15 protein-coding genes are annotated in these 22,850 nt (G+C 32.4%); 1 reads left to right on the forward strand and 14 read right to left on the reverse strand.

Annotated elements, in window-relative coordinates; all coding sequences use genetic code 11:
- Window positions 1-5: 5 nt before the first annotated feature.
- The 6 genes from NNL09_RS24780 to mazG all read right to left on the reverse strand — a co-directional run bounded on the left by NNL09_RS24780 (window position 6) and on the right by mazG (window position 12,848).
- Window positions 6-3,083, reverse strand: a complete 3,078-nt coding sequence (locus NNL09_RS24780; protein WP_196911186.1) for a TonB-dependent receptor — start codon at window positions 3,081-3,083, stop codon at window positions 6-8.
- A gap of 260 nt (window positions 3,084-3,343) precedes the next feature.
- Complete coding sequence (locus NNL09_RS24785) at window positions 3,344-4,783, reverse strand: AraC family transcriptional regulator (RefSeq protein WP_196911187.1); 1,440 nt, start codon at window positions 4,781-4,783, stop codon at window positions 3,344-3,346.
- 376 nt (window positions 4,784-5,159) lie between these two features.
- The gene (locus NNL09_RS24790; protein WP_196911188.1) at window positions 5,160-6,509 is read right to left on the reverse strand and encodes a RagB/SusD family nutrient uptake outer membrane protein; all 1,350 of its coding nucleotides are present in this window, start codon (window positions 6,507-6,509) and stop codon (window positions 5,160-5,162) included.
- A gap of 14 nt (window positions 6,510-6,523) precedes the next feature.
- Window positions 6,524-9,562 (reverse strand): TonB-dependent receptor, encoded by a 3,039-nt coding sequence (locus NNL09_RS24795; protein ID WP_196911189.1) that lies wholly within the window; start codon window positions 9,560-9,562, stop codon window positions 6,524-6,526.
- 571 nt (window positions 9,563-10,133) lie between these two features.
- A complete protein-coding gene (locus NNL09_RS24800; RefSeq protein ID WP_254514281.1) occupies window positions 10,134-11,633 on the reverse strand; it encodes a helix-turn-helix domain-containing protein in 1,500 nt (499 codons plus the stop codon).
- A 441-nt stretch (window positions 11,634-12,074) separates the two neighbouring features.
- Window positions 12,075-12,848, reverse strand: coding sequence for a nucleoside triphosphate pyrophosphohydrolase (mazG, locus tag NNL09_RS24805; protein ID WP_025667274.1), 774 nt, complete (start codon window positions 12,846-12,848; stop codon window positions 12,075-12,077).
- A 100-nt stretch (window positions 12,849-12,948) separates the two neighbouring features.
- Here mazG and NNL09_RS24810 point away from each other — a divergent pair, with 100 nt between their 5' ends.
- Window positions 12,949-14,241: a glycosyltransferase gene (locus NNL09_RS24810; protein ID WP_196911191.1), complete on the forward strand. Its 1,293-nt coding sequence runs from the start codon at window positions 12,949-12,951 to the stop codon at window positions 14,239-14,241.
- A gap of 10 nt (window positions 14,242-14,251) precedes the next feature.
- Here NNL09_RS24810 and NNL09_RS24815 read toward each other — a convergent pair whose 3' ends face one another.
- The 8 genes from NNL09_RS24815 to ruvX form a co-directional block, all read right to left on the reverse strand.
- Window positions 14,252-15,196, reverse strand: a complete 945-nt coding sequence (locus tag NNL09_RS24815) for a nitronate monooxygenase family protein (RefSeq protein WP_025667272.1) — start codon at window positions 15,194-15,196, stop codon at window positions 14,252-14,254.
- Between the two features lie 27 nt (window positions 15,197-15,223).
- Window positions 15,224-16,411 carry a tRNA 2-thiouridine(34) synthase MnmA gene (gene mnmA, locus NNL09_RS24820; RefSeq protein ID WP_025667271.1) on the reverse strand — a complete coding sequence of 396 codons (1,188 nt, stop codon included), beginning with the start codon at window positions 16,409-16,411 and terminating at the stop codon, window positions 15,224-15,226.
- 113 nt (window positions 16,412-16,524) lie between these two features.
- Window positions 16,525-17,214 (reverse strand): toxin-antitoxin system YwqK family antitoxin, encoded by a 690-nt coding sequence (locus tag NNL09_RS24825; protein WP_025667270.1) that lies wholly within the window; start codon window positions 17,212-17,214, stop codon window positions 16,525-16,527.
- Window positions 17,215-17,361: 147 nt separating this feature from the next.
- Window positions 17,362-19,248, reverse strand: a complete 1,887-nt coding sequence (gene yidC, locus NNL09_RS24830) for a membrane protein insertase YidC (protein ID WP_025667269.1) — start codon at window positions 19,246-19,248, stop codon at window positions 17,362-17,364.
- A 91-nt stretch (window positions 19,249-19,339) separates the two neighbouring features.
- Window positions 19,340-20,980: a CTP synthase gene (locus tag NNL09_RS24835; protein ID WP_196911192.1), complete on the reverse strand. Its 1,641-nt coding sequence runs from the start codon at window positions 20,978-20,980 to the stop codon at window positions 19,340-19,342.
- Window positions 20,981-21,185: 205 nt separating this feature from the next.
- Entirely contained in the window at window positions 21,186-21,608 is a 423-nt protein-coding gene (locus tag NNL09_RS24840; RefSeq protein WP_025667267.1) for a DUF5606 domain-containing protein, read from the reverse strand.
- 206 nt (window positions 21,609-21,814) lie between these two features.
- The gene (gene def, locus NNL09_RS24845; RefSeq protein ID WP_074408631.1) at window positions 21,815-22,405 is read right to left on the reverse strand and encodes a peptide deformylase; all 591 of its coding nucleotides are present in this window, start codon (window positions 22,403-22,405) and stop codon (window positions 21,815-21,817) included.
- Between the two features lie 24 nt (window positions 22,406-22,429).
- Window positions 22,430-22,840, reverse strand: a complete 411-nt coding sequence (gene ruvX / locus NNL09_RS24850; protein WP_025667265.1) for a Holliday junction resolvase RuvX — start codon at window positions 22,838-22,840, stop codon at window positions 22,430-22,432.
- Window positions 22,841-22,850: the final 10 nt, after the last annotated feature.

Genomic DNA, 22,850 nt, shown 5'->3' on the forward strand with positions numbered 1-22,850 from the left:
TTTAATTAAAATCCTACTTCAACTCCAAACGTGTAAGATCTCGTTTGTGGGTAACTAAACAAACTAAACTCTCCAGGGATAAAACCTGCATTTCCTTGATCTCCTGATTCTGCAGAACCTATACCGATTTCTGGATCACCATTGTAGTCTGTTATTGTCCAAATATTCTGACCAGTAACAAAAAGTCTAAGTGACTCTAATTTTATAACGTCTAAGAACTTTCTAGGCATATTATAATCAAGAGTTAATGTTCTTAATCTAATAAAATCACCTTTCTCTAAGAATCTTGTTGTTCCACCTTGATCCGCATTAGCTTGAAATAATGGACTTGGTAATACATTTGTATCACCTGGTTGTCTCCAGTAATTAAAAGCTTCTGTTCTTAGGTTTCTATTAATGTTTCCTATCGCGATACCTTGCTGACGTTGGTTGTTTAATATATAGTTTCCTCCTCTGTATACAAAATCACCTCTTAAACCAAATCCTTTATATTTTACAGAAGTATAAAACCCTCCTTCATATTTAGCTATTGGAGATTTTCCTTCCTGGATTTTTTGGAAACTATCACTGTATGTTTCTGTAACATTTCCATCAAGATCTACATATTGTGGTGCTCCATTGGCAGGATTCACTCCAGCATATTCTACCAGATAGAAAGAATTAATATCTTGCCCTTCTCTAAGAATAATATTTCCAAAAGTACCTGTAACAATATCCTGACTATTGATTAGTTTATTAACTTTTGTATCCAATAGTGTAATATTTCCTCCCATAGATAAAAGGAAGTCTTCAGTTCTTATTACATCTGCATTTATAGTGATTTCAAAACCACTATTTTCTACCTCACCAATATTCTGGAAAATTGCATTATCTTCATCTCCAACAGTAAAAGAAATAGGTCTGTTAAGAAGAAGATCTTTTGAAGTCTTCTTAAAGTAATCTACAACACCACTAATTCTATTGTTAAAGAAAGCATATTCTAAACCAATATCAAGAATGGCTTGAGACTCCCACTGGATAGCAGGGTTTGGTGCTCTTAAAGGTACAGCTGTTGTCTGACCGTTATACGTATTATTAAACCCTAGTACAGGTAAAAATTGGAAGTTTGGAATATTCTGGTTACCTGCTGTTCCGTAAGAAGCACGAAGTCTTAAGTCATTAAAAAATGAATCATCCATAAAACTTTCTTTAGCTATGTTCCAAGCTAAACTTCCACTAACAAAAGTACCATACTTATTGTCTGGTCCAAATCTTGAAGATCCATCACGTCTTACCGAAGCAGAAGCAATATATCTACCATCAAAATCATAATCTACAAATAATGCCTGAGAAAATAAAATTCTTCTATCTTCTTCTGATCCAGCAGCTGTAGCTTCTGCAGCAACATCTAAATATGGAATGTTTGGAGAAGGAAACCCTCTAGCTGTTGCAAATAAATCTGTTCTGATATTTTCATTATATTCTAATAAGAAACTAGCAGATACATTGTGTAGGTCATTAAAAGTATCGTTATAGCTTAATAGGTTCGATACATTATATTCAAAATCAAGGGCAAAATTTTCTGTTTGAGTACCAGGGAAGTTAGCATCACCAATAAATCCTTGCAATACTCCACCTGCAATTGATCTATTTGTTCTGTTAAAACGATTACTTACCAAACCAACAGCGAAACGATTTGAAAATTTATCTGATAGCGTAAGATCTGCGCCTACATTACCTAAAATTAAAAAGTTACGATTGTTTTCTGGCTCTGTTTGTAAAGCTAAAGCAATTGGAAAACCTGTAGTTGTTGGATTATATACAGGATTTCCTTGAGAATCTAACAAAATACTCCCATCTGTATCTCTAGAAAAAAGCGGATCATAAGGATTATAATCATACATTCCTCTAAATGGATTCTGAACATTGTTTCTATCTCTAGGAAGATCTGTAGTACTTCTTGCAAAAGAAACATTAGCATCTATACTAAGCCAGTCTTTTGCCTGATATGTAGTGTTTAAACGAGCTGTAATTCGCTCGAAACCTTTAATTCTATCAATTATACCAGTATCCTTGTTATATCCAAGAGAGAAAAAATAGCTCAAACGATCACCAGCACCAGATATAGATAAAGAATTAGATTGGATTACTGATTTTCTTAAAAGCTCATCTTCCCAATTTGTATCTAAATCAATAAATGCCTGACGTTGCTCCGGAGTAGTAGCTGTAGCACCAGGTAAACTTTGTGCAGCACCAACACCCAAAGCAGCATATTGACGCTCTATTTCTAGCTTCTGGGCTGCATTCATTAAATCAAAAGAATCTGGAATACGTTCTCCGAAACCATAAGAAGAGATAAATTTAATTTTAGCATCTCCTTTTTTACCTTTCTTGGTAGTAATTAAAACTACACCATTCGCCCCTCTGGATCCATATTTAGAAGCCGAAGCAGCATCTTTAAGTATAGACAAAGATTCTATATCATTAGGGTTTAAGTTCCCTAATGGGTTAAAGTTATTATTTAAGGTATTATCTGTAATAGGAACAGGAACTCCATCTATTACATAAAGAGGAGTTGTACTAGCATTAATCGAACCAACACCACGTATTTGAACAAATGCAGTATTTCCTGGTCGTCCATTCGCAGCAGTAACCTGCACACCAGCAGCTTGCCCCTGAAGAATGTTATCAATACTTGTAGAAGGCACAAAATCTTGTAAATCCTGCGCACCTACTGTTGATATCGCAGAAGTTACATTTGATCTTCTAGAAACACCATATGCAGTAACAACAACTTCTTCTAACTCGGCAGCAGAGGTAGCTAACTGAATATTTATTGTAGTATTCTGAGCAACTACAACATCTTTGGTTTCAAAACCAACATAACTAAAAGAAATTACAGCACCTCTACTAGCAGAGATTGTGTAATTTCCATCAAAATCGGTTTGAGTTCCGTTATTTGTATTTTTGATAAGGACATTCACTCCTGGAAGCGGTAATCCCTTATCATCTGTAACTGTTCCTGATATGCTTTCTCCTTGTGCAAAGGAAATACTACACACAAAGAAAAATAACATTAGAAACTTGTAATAATGTACTTTCATAGATAAAAAAGTTTTCAAAAAATTAATACTTAACATAGTTATTAGATATAACCATAAAAGGAAGGATTAGAATATTTTGATGGCTAACTCAAATTTACTTTCACAAAACTTGAACAAAGTTTAAATGGAAATAATACATTCATCCCTCCTATTTATGATTATAGCCCAAAGAAACATTTTACAGGTATAAAAAAAGGTAACCCCTATAAGCCTTTACCCTTTACCGAAGAAAATTTACCCGTATACAAAGCCCTTTACCTTTAGGATTTAACGTATTCTGATGGTGTAATTCGATTGTATTTCTTGAATGACTTATTGAAAGTCACTTTGTTATTAAAACCGACCTCATAAGCCACATCTATAATATTGAAATCCTCATATTGATGTTGCTTATTTTTTAATATTTTTTTTGCTTCTTCAATTCTATACTTATTAATCAATTCAAAAAAGTTAAGATTAAAGTGTTCGTTTATAATTTGAGAAGTATTATGCCTTGAAGTATTAAGTAATTCTGAAAGCTTTTGAAGACTCATATCATTTCTTCGATATATTTCATCCTTTTCTAATAACTCTAGTAACTTTTCTTTTAATTCTAGGGAAAGTTGTTCTGTAAGACCGGATTTTTTATATTTCTTCAATCCATTATTTAATCCTTTCTGCATTTCATTTTTAATCATTTTTAATCCACTAAATACACCTGGCTCAACAAATGCAGTATAGCTAATGTATAAGATCAATAATGCAATTGACAGAATTTGAAAATTAATAGGAAAATCATTGGCTACACGTCTTATCATCAGGATATCATAAAAAACATATGATATTATATGTAGTGAACATAAAATAATAATATTCCTATGCCAGTGATATTGTATTCTTGGTATAGCCATATTACTCTTAACCGATTTCATATATATTCTTATCACCAAAATCATATATATCAATAATGATAAAAGCTTAGAATCTGATATTAAGGTTATATACGGGCGTTTATCATTTAACATTACCCACAACTTCTCTTCTCCTGATAAATTATATACCGGCAGTAATAAAAGAAGAAGGAATAGTGTAGGAATCAAATGTGCCAAATCTATAGATTTAAACCTATATTTTTGAACTACTCTTTTAAAGTAAAAATAAATAAGTGGCCCATACAAAAATGAAAATAGCGTTGACAGATATAATGAATGCGGAAAATAAAATTCATAATTTGTAGGCAATAAGCTAATATTAATAATAAAAATTGAGTGTTGAAACAAAAAAACACTCATTAAGAGATTAGCTATTTTATCTGCGCACCTTCTAAAATTTAATACTATTGAAATAAACACACCTACAAATCCAACATATAAGCAAAACAGCCACCAAAAGTCAAATTTTTGATGGTATTTATCCTCTAATCGAATATAAGAATCTGAATCATGAATTAGATCAAAATTACTATGCTTTACAAAAGAAACATCCAGACTTATTTGTATGTACTTTTCTATATATCGGCAAGCTAATTTTGCTTTATTAGCTTTGGCGTAAGAAAATGCTAATTCTTTAAATAAAGCTATCGAATCAACATTTTTTTCTTTTGATATTTGTTGGGAATTTAATTTATATGACTTTAGTTCGTATTTAGGAGTAGAAAATAAAGGGCTGTACTCACTAGTATCCTTATGTTTTATATTTATTTCTTCTGTATAACAATACATGTTTGAAGAAATAAGTAAAACAAGGACAATCCATACTAGAACCGATGTTTGTATTTTCTGAGTTAGCCGCATAATTATTCTCGAGATAATTATGATCAATATGGTACAATACGTTTTAAAACCTTATTAATAACTATAGTCGGTCTAAATCCATAAAAATTACATCCCCTGTATATTTAAAAACAACTTTTTAGGGTTATGACTACCTCTATCAATAACATCTATAATAGCAAAAACCATCAATTTTATTTTGAAAAATAAGCAGATCATGAAATAGTCATCAAAGAAGTGTAAAAATTAAATTGCCCACCATATAGTATTGGTGGGCAATTTTACTTATATAAAATTAAGTGTATTATTCTATATTAAAAATAGTCTAATACCCTGGATTTTGCTCTAACAAATCATTTCTATCTCTTGCTTGTTGAGGCACAGGAAAAACCAATTTATTATCATTATAAGGTAATCCTCCTATATTGCGCTGTGTTCGCTTGTAATCATGCAAAACAAACCCTTCAAAACCTAGTTCTAGTTCTCTCTCATTTAAAATTAGATCAATGGTTAAAGCACCAAGTGCAGGAGCAGAAGATCTTGCCCTTAAAGCGTTTATTTCTGCCAATGGAGCCTGGCCAGTAGACGTACCTTCTCTAAAGTTAGATTCGGCTCTTATCAAATGCATTTCTGCCAATCTGATATGCTGAGTATTAGCAAACTGTCTAACAAACTTAGAGCTTAATGTTAATCCTCCGTCTGTATAGGTATAGTTTCTTCTTTCATCTGCTGCAGAATCAAACTTATCTATATAGGCCTGAGCAATCGATATATCACCTCCTCTACCTCCTAAGGCTTCGCTTGCAAAATGTTGTACTTGTCGATTAGCTCCTTCTTGATTGGTAACAACAAATGAAAAAATACTTTCTGCTGTGTTATCATCAGAATCAAAAACGGCATTAAAATCCGGCATTAAACTATGTCCGCTATTTTGTATCACATCATCTGCAGCATCTCTTGCAGCGGCATAATTACCTTGTTGTAAATATACTCTAGCTAATACTGCCTGAGCTGCATATTTATCGGCTCTGTCTCCATTAGTATCAGGTAATTTACTATAAGCGCTTGTTAAATCCTGAATGATTTGAGTATATACCTCTTCTACAGAATTTCTAGGAACTAATCGTTCAAGACTTGGAGGATCCAAAACAATAGGAACCCCGAGCTGAGTATTTCCGCCACCTGCATTATATTGTTGACCATACAAACGTATTATATCAAAATATGCGAGTCCTCTTAAAAACATTGCCTCTCCTTCAACTCTGTTTTTTTGATCCTCATCTTCAAACTTATCTAAGTTTGCCAATACTGTATTAACAGCACCAAATAACAAGTAAGCATCACGCCACATTCCATTAGCACTACCATTAACATTATCCAGCTCTTTATTAAATAACTCTCTTAAGTTAGCAAATGTCCCATTCCATTCTATTTGATCTGTATTACCGTATAAGACAGCAATATTTGCCAAATCTCCATCATAATTTCCACCTCCAAAAGTAGGATCTCCACTTCTTGCAGAATCATAAGCACCAGTAAGAATTGCTTCAATATTTGCTGCTGTTGCTGTCGCTACTTCAGTAGAAACACTTTGTTGTGGTTCTATATCCAGTTCATTCTCGCACGATATATTACTGAATATCACAATTAATATCAAAAATTTCAAAAATTTCATAATCTATCTTTTTTTTAAAATGTTAAATTAACACCCAGTGTATATACTTTTGCTGGTGGTGCAGAATAAAAAGTACTACCCACATTAGTATTGGTATTAGCATCATCATTAGTTGATTCTGGGTCATACCCTCTAAAGTCTGTAAAAGTTAGAAGATTTAATCCAGATACATAGAGCCTTATCTTATTCATCCCTAATTTATCCAATGCGCTTTGCGGTAAGGAATATCCGAGTGTTATATTTCTCAATCTTATAAAATCTGCATCTTGCAAATATCTGGTACTATTAGAGTGCCCATTATTTAAAAACAATCTTGCCTGAGGTACATCTGTTATATCTCCAGGGTTCTGCCACCTATTTTCATAAATATAGACATCTTGATTATCTAAACCGTTTCCGAAACCTGTTTCCTGGTATTGTCCAGCACCATTATATAATTGAGCTCCCCATTGTCCTTGAAAAGTAAAAGAAAAGTCAACTGTTTTATAATTCAGTGTACTTGTAAGACCTCCAAACAAATCTGGGTTAGGGTTTCCGGCGATAATTCGTTCTGCCTGTGAAAAATCGTTAGTTCTACCTCTATTTATAGTACCATCAGCATTGGTTGTATTCAAAATATATTCTGCATCACCATTAGCTGGATTCACACCTGCATACTCTACCATAAAGAAAGAATTAATAGGTTCTCCTTCTCTAAGAATATTTTGGCCTGTGATCAAATCATCACCATTTGGCAAACTAACAATTTCATTTTTATTTGTAGCAATATTAAAACTGGTTTCCCATGTAAGGTTATCTGTTTGAACATTTATCGTATTTAACACAAATTCAAAACCTTTATTTTCTAGATTTCCAATATTCTTAAGTATTCCAGCATTATTAGGAGCACCTGTTTCATATGGAAGTCGCTGATTAAATATCAAGTCATCTGTTTTCTTGACATAATAATCGATCTCACCAGTTATTCTATTATTTAGAAATCCAAAATCAAGACCAAAATTTTGCTGTGCAGTTTCTTCCCATTTTAAATCAGGGTTATCTATTTGCGTAAAAGCAATACCCGAAACACCTCCATAATTAGTACCTCCGTACAGAGCCAAAGAACCAAAATTAGCAGTAGGAGTATTACCATTAACCCCCCAACTGGCTCTAAGTTTTAAATTTGATAATATACTAGAATCATGCAAAAAGTTTTCTTCAGACACAATCCAACCTACCGAAACTGCAGGGAAAAATGCATTTCTTTTATCTTTACCAAATCGAGAGGATGAATCATGACGAAGAGTGGCATTTATAAGATATCTCTTTTTAAAATCATATGATGCTCTGGCAAAATAAGCTAGCTGTGCCCAATTTGTAAAAGTACCGGTACCAGCCGAAATTGTTGCTGCACTAGAGACAGATCTAAAACTATCGGTAGGAAAACCATCTCCTGTTACCGAATTAGCTCTATTTTTTAATCTAGTATACGTCATACCTAAAACAAAATTTAGACTAGATGCTCCTCCCGATGAATAATCATAAGTAAAATAATTATTTGTAGATAATATTTCTGTACCATCATCCGAAGCAAAACTTTGACCATTTGTAGACTGAAATGGTGCTAATCTACCTGTATTTCTATCAACTGTCTGATATAAATAGTCATAACCAAATTCTGATCTTAAAGTTAATGATGGTAAGATATCTATATCCCCAAATACCTTCGCTAAAATCCTTCTAATAGAAGTTTTACGGAATGAGTGCTTATCTTGCAATAAGAAATTGGCATATAATGTTCTTGTACCTGTACCATTGGTACCATTTGGCTCACCATTTAAAAGATAAGCTGGTGATGTAGGCACTTGCGCAATGGCTTGCAAAGGAGTAACAAATGCATTATCCCCTGCTATCCTATTAATTATAGTACTCGAATAACTTGCATTCACACCAACACTAAGGCTTTTGCTAACATTGTGATCAATGTTTGCTCTCATACTATAACGATTTAAACCGTTACCTCTAATAATACCTTCTGAATCATTGGCCGATCCTGATATAAAGCTCACCGTCTTTTCATTTCCACCAGAAATAGACACATTAATATCATTAATATAGCTATCTTGAAAAGCTTCCTCTTGCCAATCTGTATCGAGAGTTCTCCAATCCTGATCTCCTTCATATCTTGGCAATCTATTGTCTACCCAATCATCGGCGGCAACCTGATCTCCAAATCTATTGAATGCTGATTCTCGAAGTAATTCTTCATACTGGCTAGCATTTAGCCAATCTCTTTTGTTTGTTGGTTTTCCAAATGCGGTAGAAAGGTCAACAGAAACCTGTGATTTTCCCTCTTTACCTCTTTTGGTTGTAATCAAAATAACTCCATTCGTTCCTTTTGCACCATAAATAGCTGTAGCCGATGCATCTTTCAAAATATCAATTGATGCAATATCATTTGGGTTTACCGTTAATAAAGGATTCAAATTTGCACCAATCGAGGACGAATTTCTATTATTCATCTCAATTCCATCAATAACATATAATGGTTCTTGAGAAGCCGATATCGAAGAAAGCCCTCTAATAATTACCTTTACACCACCTTCTAGCTTACCATTAATTTGTGTAATTTGTACACCTGGCGCCTTGGCTATTAATGCATTTTGTACACTAGGTGTAGAAATACCGCCAATTTGACCTGCCTCAATTTTTGACACATTACCAGTTAGTAACCGTTTTGATTGGGTACCGAATCCAACCACAACTACTTCTTCTAATACTCCTACATCTTCTTTCAGCACTACATTAATTTCATTTTGTCCCGATACAGCAATCTGCTGGGTAACAAAACCTAAATATGAATACACAAGTACTTCGCCTATATCGGCATTAATTGTGTATTGCCCGTCAAAATCTGTTTGTGTACCTGTAGATTTGCCTTGTATTATAATGTTAACCCCAGGTAATGGTAGCCCACCTTCTCCCTGGACAGTTCCAGAGATTTGTTGTTGGGCAGACATCATGCCCGATACTAAAAAAGCGAGCACAAATAGTTTGTAATGATGTAACCTCATAAATAGAATTTTTAAAAAAGATTAAACTTAAATAGTTAGTTTTATCACAAAAGGAAGAAAAGAATCACATGTATAATTACGCTTACGTTTTTACGAATTGATATATAATTTCATAAAAAAACAACATATACTTAATTTATCTATTCTTTTATTTATGATATCATAAATATAAGCATTGTTTATTAACAATCCCTAAATTTTTAAAAATACACTATATATTGAAAGTGATTTGAATACTAAAATCAACTTGTAGATTACATTTTTAATATAAAAAAGATATTTTTTTACAAGTAAAAAATCAATATTTTTAAAAAAAATAAAAAAAATGAATCATTTGATCTAAAAAAACGTAGAAAAGAGCATATTCTAAAAAATAAATATCAATAATTAAATCTTTTTAAGAAAATTAATCCCAATAACAGGGCTATTATTTTATTTTCTTTTATGCTAAATATTGACTTTTTCAATAATATATCCTACTGGTTTTCAAATAAATGAACGAATAAAAATAAAGATAAAAAACGCATTTCAGAAAAGAAGAAAACTCGCCTTTTATCTAAAATTTCTTGTGCTATGCTACAAATCGTTTTAAATATTCTGAGGGAGTAATTTGGTTATATTTTTTAAATGATTTATTAAAGGTAACTTTATTATTAAAGCCTACTTCATAGGCCACATCGATGATATTAAAACCTTTATACTTTTCTCCTTTTAAAATCTCTTTGGCTTCTTCTATTCTATATTTATTAATTAATTCAAAAAAATTAAGTCCAAAATGTTCATTTATAATCTGAGAAGTATTGTGTCTTGTAGTATCTAGTAATAGTGAAACTTTATGGAGAGTAATATCATTTTGTTTATAAATTTTCTCTTCTTTAAGTAAATACAACAGCTTTACCTTAAGCTCTAGTGACAAACTTGGTGTTAGTCCCGATTTTTCGTATTTACTATTTTTATTTTTTAGTATTTTTTCTTCTTTTTCATCTTCCGACTTTACTATTCTTAATTTTCCAAATAGTGAAGGTTGAACAAATGCAGAATAGCTAATATATAGTACCATAACTGCTAACGAAACCACCTGTACATTAAACAAAAACCCACTACCTAAATGCAATACATTTAAAAATGCATATATCGCATATGACAATACATATACAGCACAAAATACCATTATGTTTCGCTGCCAATTAAGTAATTGTTTCGAAAAATACAACCTCTTCTTATCCCTTCGGACATAAACATTAACCATTAAAACACCATAAATTAACAATGATAATAGCTTAGAAACTGAAATTAAAGTAAGGTATGGTCGTTCATAATTTATGACCATTCTAAGTTTTTCTTCTGCTGGTAATAAATAAACGGGCAATAACAATATTACTAGAAAAATGGTAGGAATCAAGTGTAATAGGTCCAAACGTTTGAACTTATAGTTTTGTGATGCTCTTTTAAAATAAAAATATATAATGGGGCCATATAACAGCCCAAACGTAGAGAACATAAATAACGTATGCGGCCAATAATATTCATAATTCATAAAATACAATCCCAAATGGGCCATAAAACATGAATTCAGGAGTACAAAAATACTCATTAGTAAACTAGCAGCTTTATCTGTGCCTTTACGAAAATTTAATACTATAGTTATAAAAAACCCTACAAAAGAAATATAAAAACAAAAGAGGGCAAACCACCCAAATTGTTTTAGATACTTCTCTGCAAGTTGTTTATAGGATTCTGATGTGCTTATTTGGTCAAAATTACTATGATCAACAAAAGTTACATCAAGAGTTGATTTAATATACTTTTCGATAAACTCACACGCTAATTTGGGTTGATCAATTTTGGCATAAGAAAATGCCAGTTCTTTAAATATAGCAGTAGAGTCTGCTATCTTTTCTCCTACTATAGCTTGATCAGCTTCTGTAATATATACAAAATCTGCCCCATTAGAAAACTGATCTTTAGAAAATAACAGTTTATAGGAAGTTCCATCCTCATTTCTCTCACTTGTTTCAATAATGAAACAATATCCTTTTAAAGGAATGAACAAAATAAAGATGAAAAACAAGTATGTTAATATTGTTCTTCTTTGAGTTAGCCTCACGATTGATTGATTGATGATGAATTTAACCACTAATTTACGATTTCTTTCTGTTAAAAAATTGTTATAGAAGAGTATCCCGATAATATTTTACCTAAAAAACTAGTGTTTATAGGCTTTTCGGGGTAATAAAATAAGTGAAAACCATAAAAAAAAAGTGCAAAAACAGTATTCATAAATCTATTTATCATCAAAAAAAGCTGATTATTGCTATGTTTTAGCATACAAATAAAAACTTAGAAAGAATATATAAGATTAGATAATTTCAAAATCCTCAATTGAACGTTTTTATCCTCTAAAAAATGACATTTTTCTAAAAATTTCAACAAAAATTTCAATTTTGGTAAACTTTCTCATACTATATATTTTCTTCAATAATAGTATATAAGGTAACAAGCATAAATATGATTATAGCTTTTTTGCTTCTTCCCAAAAAACATCCATTTCGGCAAGTGTCATATCTCTAAGGCTTTTATTATTTTCTTTTGCTTTTGACTCTAAATACTGAAACCTCTTTATAAATTTTTTGTTCGTACGTTCTAATGAATCTTCTGGGTTTACCTTAAGAAAACGAGCATAATTAATCATAGAAAAAAGAACATCTCCAAATTCTGATTCTATTTTTTCCTGGTCCTCTACTTCTATTTCGTGTTGTAATTCATCCAGTTCTTCTTTAAGTTTTTCAAATACCTGATAAGGTTCTTCCCAGTCAAACCCTACTCCAGCCACTTTATCCTGAATTCTGCTTGCCTTTACCATTGCTGGTAAAGATTGAGGAACTCCTTCGAGAACACTATTTTTTCCTTCTTTAAGTTTTAAATTTTCCCAATTACGCTTTACATCTTCCTCATTATCAACAGTAACATCTCCATAAATATGAGGATGCCTATGAACTAATTTTTCGCAAATCTCGTTGGCTACATCTGCAATATCAAAAGCTTTTGTTTCGCTCCCAATTTTAGCATAAAACACGATATGTAATAACAAATCTCCAAGCTCTTTTTTTATTTCTTCCAGATCATTATCTAAAATTGCATCACCAAGCTCATAAGTCTCTTCTATAGTTAAATGTCTTAACGACTGAAATGTTTGTTTTTTATCCCACGGACATTGCTCACGAAGCTCATCCATGATAGTTAATAATCTATCAAAAGCTTGAAGCTGATCTTCTCTTGAGTTCATTTATCTTTTTATTTCAAAAGTAATGTTTTATCAAAAATTAGGTTTAGTTTTAATATATTATAATTTTACCCTCCTAAAAAAACATATCTTAATGACACTCATGTCTCAAAAAAAAATCCTTTTCGCATGTATACCTGCGGATGGGCATTTTAATCCTATGACAGCTATAGCTATTCACCTCAAAACAAAAGGATATGATGTAAGATGGTATACTGGAGAGGGGTATAAAAATAAGCTACACCAAATGGGAATACCGTATTTACCATTTCGAAATGCACAGGAGCTTAAAATAGAAGAAATAGATCAAATGTATCCTGATCGAAAAATGCTAAAAGGAATTGCACATATTAAGTTCGATATCATTAATCTGTTTATTAATAGAATGAAAGGTTACTATGAAGATATAGCAGAAATACATGAAATTTTTCCATTTGACATTTTGGTATGTGACAACACTTTTCCCGGATCTATTGTTAAGAAAAAACTTAACGTGCCTATTGCTAGTATAGGGGTTGTACCTTTAGCACTTTCTGCGTCCGATATTCCCTTATATGGCATTGGTCATCAGCCTGCTACAACATTTTTCGGCAAGAGAAAACAGAATTTTATAAAGCTAATGGCAGACAAGCTTATTTTTAACGAAACAAGAGTTGCATATAATCAATTATTGCGTTCATTGGATTTACCTGAAGAAGAAAATCTAACTATTTTTGATGTCGCCCCTTTACAATCGGATGTTTTTTTGCAAAACGGGATTCCTGAAATCGATTATCCAAGGTATAGTCTTCCGGCTTCTATAAAATATGTTGGTGCACTACAAGTACAAACTAACAATAAAAATCAAAAGGTAAAAAAAGATTGGAGCACTATTCTAGACACCTCTAAAAAAGTCATATTGGTATCTCAGGGAACTGTAGAAAAAAATCTAGATAAACTTATCATTCCATCTCTAGAAGCTTTTAAAGATTCAGATTACATAGTTCTGGTAGCCACGGGCTATACCAATACTAAAGATTTACAAAAACGATATCCTCAACAACATTATTATATCGAAGATTTTATAGCTTATGATTCTGTAATGCCTCATATAGATGTTTTTATTATGAATGGAGGATACGGCAGTGCCTTACTTAGCATTAAACACGGTGTGCCAATGATAACTGCAGGAGTTAATGAAGGTAAAAATGAGATCTGTTCCAGAATGGATTATTCTGGGATTAGTATCGATCTAAAAACAGAAAAACCTCGAGTAATTACAATACAAAATGCTACCGAAAAAATATTAGGAACAGATAAATATCTAGAAACGATACTGACCATACAGCAACGTATGAATTCTTATGATACCCTAAACATCTGCGAGCAACATATTACTTGTCTTATTTCAGAATGAAAAAAGATTTTTACAAGGAAACACCGTTCATTTTATGCTGTATAGTATTGAATTCAATTATCATATCTTCCAGTATAGCAGCTACTGGTTTAATGTCATGAATTAATCCTGACACTTGTCCTATTTCTAATTCTCCTTCAATTAGATCTCCTTCAAACATACCTCTTTTCGCCCGGGCACGCCCTAATAGTGTTTTTAACTCATCTACCGAAGGCGCCGTAGCATATAATGCTTCTACATCCTGATAAAATTTATTTTTAAGTAGCCTTACCGGGGCTAACTCCTTTAGAGTAAGTTGCGTATCTCCTTCTTTTGCCTCTACCACCATATTTTTAAAATTGATATGTGAAGATGCTTCCTCACTTGCCACAAAACGACTTCCTATCTGAACACCATCTGCTCCCAGAGCCATAACAGCATACATAGCCGCACCTGTAGCAATACCTCCGGCTGCGATTAAAGGAACATTTATTCTTTCTTTGACCATAGGAATCAATGCTAATGTAGTAGTCTCATCTCTTCCATTATGCCCTCCTGCTTCAAATCCTTCTGCTACCACTGCATCAACACCAGCCTCTTGTGCTTTTAAAGCAAATTTAAGGCTGCTTACTACATGTACTACTGTAATTCCTTTTTCTTTAAGGTAAGAAGTATATATTTTTGGATTCCCGGCAGAGGTAAATACTATTTTTACACCTTCTTCGATAATAATCTGTATAGCCTCTTCCAAATTAGGATATAACATCGGAATATTTACTCCGAAAGGTTTACTGGTTGCTTTTTTACATTTCTGAATATGCTCTCTAAGTACATCTGGGTACATAGATCCCGATCCTATAAGCCCCAAGCCTCCTGAGTTACTCACTGCACTTGCTAACCTCCAACCACTTGCCCATATCATCCCCCCTTGTATTATTGGGTATTGAATATCAAATAGCTCTTTAATTTTGTTCATACTATATAAATATGTGTAGTTTAATTTTTATGAGATTACTCCAGACCCAACTAATTCATCTTCGATATACCATGCTACAAATTGACCTTCGGTTATTGCGCTTTGATCATTTTCAAAAACCACATATACTCCAGAATCAACCCTATACAATGTAGCTTTCTCTAATGGTTGTCTATATCGAATTCTCGCCATTACTTCTAGCTCTTCATCTATCATTAATTTAAGATCATCTCTCACCCAATGCAGCTCTTCTATAGCTATAAACAAAGCTTTTCTATATAATCCAGGATGTTTTTTTCCCTGACCTGTATAAATAGTATTCGTTTCTACATCGGTTTCTATTACGAAAAGTGGTTCTGGAGTACCTCCAACCGCCAAACCTTTACGTTGTCCTTTAGTATAAAAATGTGCACCCTGATGTTTTCCTACTACCTTACCATCATTAATATCATACGTATATTTGTTAGATAAAAACTCTAATTCGTCTCTTTTGGATACAAATTGAGGGCGTTCTCGTTGGTATTTTTTTTCTGAAGGAGATATTTCAATAATATTTCCTTGTTTTGGTTGTAATTTTTGTTGAAGAAATTCTGGCAGTCTAACTTTCCCAATAAAGCATAATCCTTGAGAGTCCTTTTTATTTGCAGTTGCTAAGCCTTGCGCTTTGGCAATATCTCTAACTTCGGGTTTCAATAATTCACCTACAGGAAAAAGTGTTTTTGCCAGTTGTTCCTGAGATAGTTGACATAAAAAATAAGATTGATCTTTATTAGGGTCTTTTCCTTCTAATAAACGATATACTTCTTTTCCTTCTTTTATAATAGTATCTTTTCTACAATAATGTCCTGTAGCTACATAATCTGCTCCAAGAGATAATGCAATTTTTAGGAAAACATCAAATTTGATTTCACGATTACATAATACATCCGGATTTGGTGTACGTCCTTTCTCATATTCATTGAACATATAATCAACTATACGTTCCTTATACTCTTCACTAAGATCAACAGTCTGAAATGGTATTCCTAATTTTTCTGCTACCAATAATGCATCATTACTATCATCTAACCAAGGGCATTCATCAGATATTGTAACCGAGTCATCATGCCAGTTTTTCATAAACAAGCCAATAACTTCATACCCCTGTTCTTTAAGTAAATATGCGGCTACACTAGAATCAACTCCACCCGATAATCCTACGATTACTCTCTTCATCAAAAATGCTGTATTTAATCTTTAAAATTTTTATGCAAAAGTAATAAATAAAAAAAGCAATGCTAGTGCAATGCTTTATGGTTTTATCTATAATGGTATTTTATATATCAATCCTAAAACCCTCTTTTTTGAACTGGAAATAATTTTTGTTCAGAGAGTTTTCCTTCTTTATAGTAGTTCCACATACCATCTTTACGTCCTCTTTTATAATTTCCTTCGATAATCAATATTCCGTTTGTATCATAATACTTAGTAATCCCATGTAACTGGTCATTTTCATAGGTAAATTCTTTTATGATCACACCTGTATCAGAATACATAATTCTTTTTCCGTTTTGCTTGCCATTTATATACAGAGCTTTTTCGGTTAACTGGCCATTTTCAAAATAGGTAAGTTGTTCTCCTTCTAATTTTCCAGATTGGTATTGTTCGGTCATCATGATCTTATCAGATCCTTTATGGTAATATTTCCATATTCCTATTCGGTTTTTACCAATCATCTGACCCTCACTTATTACTTTCCCTTTTTGAGTAAAGTATTTAACGCCAACTGTATCGTTATCTTTTGAGAACGTTTTAATTGCCGTAGGAAACTCCCCATTAATAGGTTTGTAAAATTTAAATTCTCCTATTTCTTTTCCGTGATCAAATTTTCCTTCATAGCGAAGCTGGTCGCTATCTTTGTATTTTTTTTGCCATTTACCATGCCGTTTACCATTAGCATCAAATGCATTATATTTTTGACCTAAAACAGAGCAACATACAAGAAAAGATAAACTACAAAATAAAAATATACTTCGCATAACTACAATTTAATTTGGGACATTATTTCAACAAATCTAATCTCCAAAAAGTATACCAATAATATAAAATCAAATTCACAAAACGAAGGTTAAATTAAAAAAAAGCTCCTTATTCAGGAGCTTTTCTAAAATATATGAACATTAAGGTTATTTCTTTTTTGTCTTTTGTTGTTGTTCTGCCTGTTCCATTAATTCCTTCATTTTTTTCTGAAACTTACCTTGTTTCTTAGGTTTCTTCTTATTTTCTTGAATCTTGGCATGAATCTTATCTTCATCAATAATTACATTTTTAATGACTAACATAATCCCTATAGTAATTAGGTTAGAAATAAAATAGTACAATGATAAACCACTTGCATAGTTATTAAAGAAAAACAACATCATTAATGGAGATAAATACATAATAAATTTCATATTAGGCATCCCTGGTTGTTGTGTTTGCATTGTTTGCCCTGTAGTCATCATCATGTAGATAAAAATAGCTACCGATGCCAGTATAGGAAACAAACTGATATGATCTCCATAAAAAGGTATAGTAAATGGCAGCTCTGCTATAGTATCATAACTAGATAAATCATCTGCCCACAAGAAACTTTTTTGTCGTAATTGAAATGCACTTGGGAAGAAATTGAATAAGGCATAAAAAACAGGAATCTGCATTACCGCAGGTAAACAACCGCTCATCGGGTTAACCCCTGCTTTGCCATAAAGAGCCATTGTTTCTTGTTGCCTCTTCATCGCATTATCCTTATGTTTTTCGTTAATTTCTGTAATCTCTGGTCGCAAAACTTTCATTTTAGCCTGTGATAAATATGACTTGTACGTAACGGGAGATAAAATGATACGTACAATAATGGTCATCACAATAATAGCGATCCCATAAGGCAGAAAACCACTTAAAAATGCAAAAAACGGTATAAACAAATACTTATTTATTATCCCAAAAATTCCCCAACCTAGAGGTACTATCTCATCAAGATTACGCTCATAAGTATTTAAAATTCTATAATCAGTAGGACCATAATACCAATCCATTGAATAATTAAGTTCTCCTCCTTGTAGCTCTAAAGGCATAGAGGCAGAAAATTCTTTGGTTACTTTTATATCTTTATCATCCAACTCGCTTGAGTTTGCTATATTTTTAGAAGTAAAAGATGCTTTTTTGAATGGAGTATCTGTTAGCAGCACAGAAGTAAAGAAATGTTGTTTAAAAGCTATCCAACTCACATCTTGCTCTTCGTCATCTGCAAACTCTCCTTGCCCTAAATAGTCATCTTTATCACCATCATATTCATATAAAACCTCGGTATATCGATTTTCATATGTTGCGCTTTTAGCATGTCTTATCCCCTGAAGTTTCCAATCCAGGTTTACTGTTTGACTACTATTAATTACTTGTTGTAACCCTTGAGATCGAACTGTAAAATCAACCATATACTCATCTGGTTTCAGTTCATATCGATATTCTAGAAATTTGGTGTTCGAAACCTTTAGTTTCATAGATAAGATTGTATTCTCTCCATTTTTGGTTACCGTAGGTTCAAAGAATAAATCTTTTGTATTTAAGATTCTATTATCTGTAGTTCCAAAATTAATATTGAAAGAAGCATTTTTCCCGTCCTTAATCAGATAAACAGGAACCGAATCATAGGTTTTAAAGTTTTTTAATAATGCTTCAGAGATATACCCTCCTCTATTATTTACTTTAAGGCTCAAAACTTCATTCTCAATCTTGGTGAATTCATCTTTGGCCGAAGGTAAACTAGCAGAATACGAAAATGCTCCTAATTGCGATTTTGCATTAGATAATGCAACCGAATCTAATGGATTTGCTATGATAGCTTCGCTTTCTTTTACAAAATCTGTAGTTTTTTCCTTGTCTGTTTTTGTCTCTGACTCTAACTGTTCTTTTTTAGCTTTTTCTGCCTCAATTTCTTCTGGAGTTGGTTGATTTAGGTAGAACATCCAAACGATGATTCCAAAAATAAGTGCAAATCCAATTATCGAATTAAGATCAAATTTCTTTTCTTCCATGTATTGATGTATAAAAAGCCTTTATTTGATATCTCAGAAAGGCTTTTAGAATTATATATTGTTATTTTGTTGTCAATTATCTAGCCAATTACTATCCTTGTGACACTTTGGCACTCTTATCACTTTTTGAATATTCTACAGCGGCTCTTATAAAAGCAATAAACAAAGGATGTGGGTTTGCAACTGTACTCTTATACTCTGGATGGTATTGAACCCCAACAAACCAAGGATGATCTGGGATCTCTACAATTTCTACCAATCCAGTTTTTGGATTAACCCCTGTAGTACTAAGTCCTGCTTTTTCTAATTGTTCTTTATAATTATTATTATATTCATACCTATGGCGATGGCGTTCGGCTATCATAGATTTTCCGTATGCTTCAAACACTTTACTGTTTTCTTTCAATTCACAATCCCAAGAACCTAATCGCATAGTACCTCCCATATCGGTAATATTCTTTTGCTCTTCCATAATATCAATTACTGGATGTGGAGTATTTTCATCTACTTCTACAGAAGAAGCTTCTTTTATCCCCATAACATTACGAGAATACTCAATAACTGCCATTTGCATTCCTAAACAAATTCCAAAAAACGGGAGTTTATTTTCTCTAGCAAATTGCACTGCTTTTATTTTTCCTTCTGTCCCACGTTCACCAAATCCCGGTGCTACCAAAATACCATCTAAGTGAGCTATTTCATTTTCTATTGTATCGTTAGTAATATACTCAGAATGTATACTTACCACATTTACTTTCACTTCATTTTCTGCACCTGCATGAATGAAAGCTTCTAAAATCGATTTATAAGAATCTTGTAGTTCTACATATTTACCTATAAGTCCAATAGTGACCTGGCATTTTGGATTTTTATGCCTCTGCAAAAATTTATTCCAGTTTTCTAAATCCGGAGTATCATCATCTTGAAGTACCAGTTGTCTAAGAACTACTTTATCCAGACCTTCTTCTAACATTAGATTAGGTACATCATAAATTGTAGATGCATCTATAGATTGTATTACTGCTTCTTGTCTAACATTACAAAAAAGCGCTAGTTTTTTACGTAAATCATCAGAGAGTTCATGCTCGGTTCTACATACCAAAATATCTGCTTTGATCCCACTTTCCATCAATGTTTTCACACTATGCTGAGTAGGCTTTGTTTTTAACTCTCCAGCTGCAGAAAGATATGGAATTAAAGTTAAATGAATCACTAAAGCATTAGTATCCCCAAGTTCCCATTTTAATTGACGTACAGCTTCTATATACGGTAAAGACTCTATATCACCAACGGTTCCTCCTATTTCGGTAATTACAATATCGTAGGATCCGCTTTTACCCAGAATCTGTATTCTTTCCTTTATTTCGTTTGTAATGTGCGGAACAACCTGAACTGTTTTTCCTAAAAATTCTCCTCTTCTTTCTTTTTGAATAACACTTTGATATATTCTTCCTGTAGTTACATTATTGGCTTGAGAGGTTGGCGTGTTCAGAAAACGCTCATAATGCCCCAGATCAAGATCAGTTTCTGCTCCATCGTCGGTTACATAGCATTCACCATGTTCATATGGATTCAAGGTTCCCGGATCAACATTAATATATGGATCCAGTTTCTGAATTGTAACCCTGTATCCTCTTGCTTGTAATAATTTTGCCAGAGAAGCTGCTATAATCCCCTTTCCTAAAGAAGAAGACACACCTCCGGTTACAAAAACATATTTGGTATTAGCCATGTAAACTAAATATTTAGTAAGATTGTATTAAAATTTTGCGCAAAAATACAAAGAAGTCATCAAATCATACATCGAAAATCGATCAATATTATGTAACTTATCCATATTCCTTCAACAACTTAAAAATTTGAAAATGAATTCACAACACATATAAAAAAATAAAATCCTGCCTCACGACAGGATTTTATTATAAAAAATTATGTTCTTATTCTTCTTCTTCAGTAACTTTCTCTTCTTCTATTTCATCAAAATCTGTTAATCCTTTGGATTGTAAAATATTATACCATTGAATTACTTTTTTCATATCGCTAGCATACACTCTATCCTCATCATAATCTGGTAGCACTTCGCTAAAATAAGCTTCTAATTTGTCTTTAGATTCTTTGTGACTTATAGCTTTTTCGCCATTTTCTTTTTCAAAAATCTTTTTAAAGATTTCTCGTAAGGGAACTTCTTCTGTAAATGTATAAATTGCAATTTCGCTAAGCACACTTACATTGTGTCTTATACTTACCGATAACCTTTTTCCATCTAATAAAGATTCTGCTAAAAATCCACTTCGAGTTTGAGTTTTTAACTCATATAAACCAGGTTTACCCGAAATTGCTAATATTTTATCTAAGCTCATATATTTTTATCTATTTATGATATATTTCTTTTTAAAGATCAGACCTGTATTAACGCAGATCGATAAGGAATTTACACGCCAATTATTTCAATTACTATTAAAATTTTTAAAGCTTGTTCATCTTCCTCACAAAGTTGGCAAATATCAGTAGTTCGTTTTAAAAAATCAAACATTTAACCAACATAAATATTAAAAGTAGCCTGTGATTACCTACCTTTTTTTAGTAAAGGGAATCGCATTCTGTATTCTGAATTAATTTTCCCTTTAGAAATATTTGCTAGTTTCCCTTTTATTAAACGCTTTTTAAGGCTCGATAGTTTGTCTGTGAATAAAACACCTTCGATATGATCATATTCATGCTGAATTACTCTTGCTGCCAGCCCGCCATAAGTCTCGGTATGCTCTACAAAATTCTCATCAAAATAGTGAATTTTTATAGTTTCATTACGAAATACATCCTCTCGTATTTCAGGAATGCTTAAACATCCTTCGGCAAAAGCCCACTCCTCACCTGTTTCTTCTAAAATAGTAGCATTAATAAATACTTTTTTAAAATTCTTTAACCGATCTGCTTCTTCTTTAGATAATTCTTCATCTTCAGAAAAGGGTTCTGCATCAACGATAAATAATCGAATAGGAAGTCCAATCTGTGGAGCTGCTAACCCTACTCCATGTGCATTATACATGGTCTCAAACATATTATCCAGCAATTCTGATAATTTGGGATAATCTTTGGTTATCTCTTTTCCTTTTTTCTTCAATACCGGATCTCCGTATGCTACAATGGGAAGTATCATATTTTATTTCTTATTTCTAATTATTTATCGATTATACAAATAATCTTGCAGTATAATCGTCGCACTAATCTGATCTACTAATGCTTTATCTCTTCTTTTCTTTTTTGAAATACCACTAGCTATCATTGTATCAAAAGCAATTTTAGAGGTAAAGCGTTCATCAATTCTTTTTACAGGAATATCTGGAAGTAATTTATTCAATTTCTCTAAAAAAGGTAAAATTAACTGTTCGCTTTCTGAAGCTTCTCCATGCAACCTTTTAGGTTCTCCTACTATAAAAAGCTCGACCTCTTCCTTAGACACATAATCCTTTAACCATAACAATAAATCACCAGTATCGACAGTAGTCAACCCAGAAGCGATAATCTGCAATTCATCTGTAACTGCAATCCCGCAACGTTTTCCTCCATAATCAATCGCTAAAATCCGTGGCATTCCTTTTTTT

The sequence above is a fragment of the Aquimarina sp. EL_43 genome (assembly GCF_943422735.1).
GTDB classification, from domain to species: Bacteria; Bacteroidota; Bacteroidia; order Flavobacteriales; family Flavobacteriaceae; genus Aquimarina; species Aquimarina megaterium.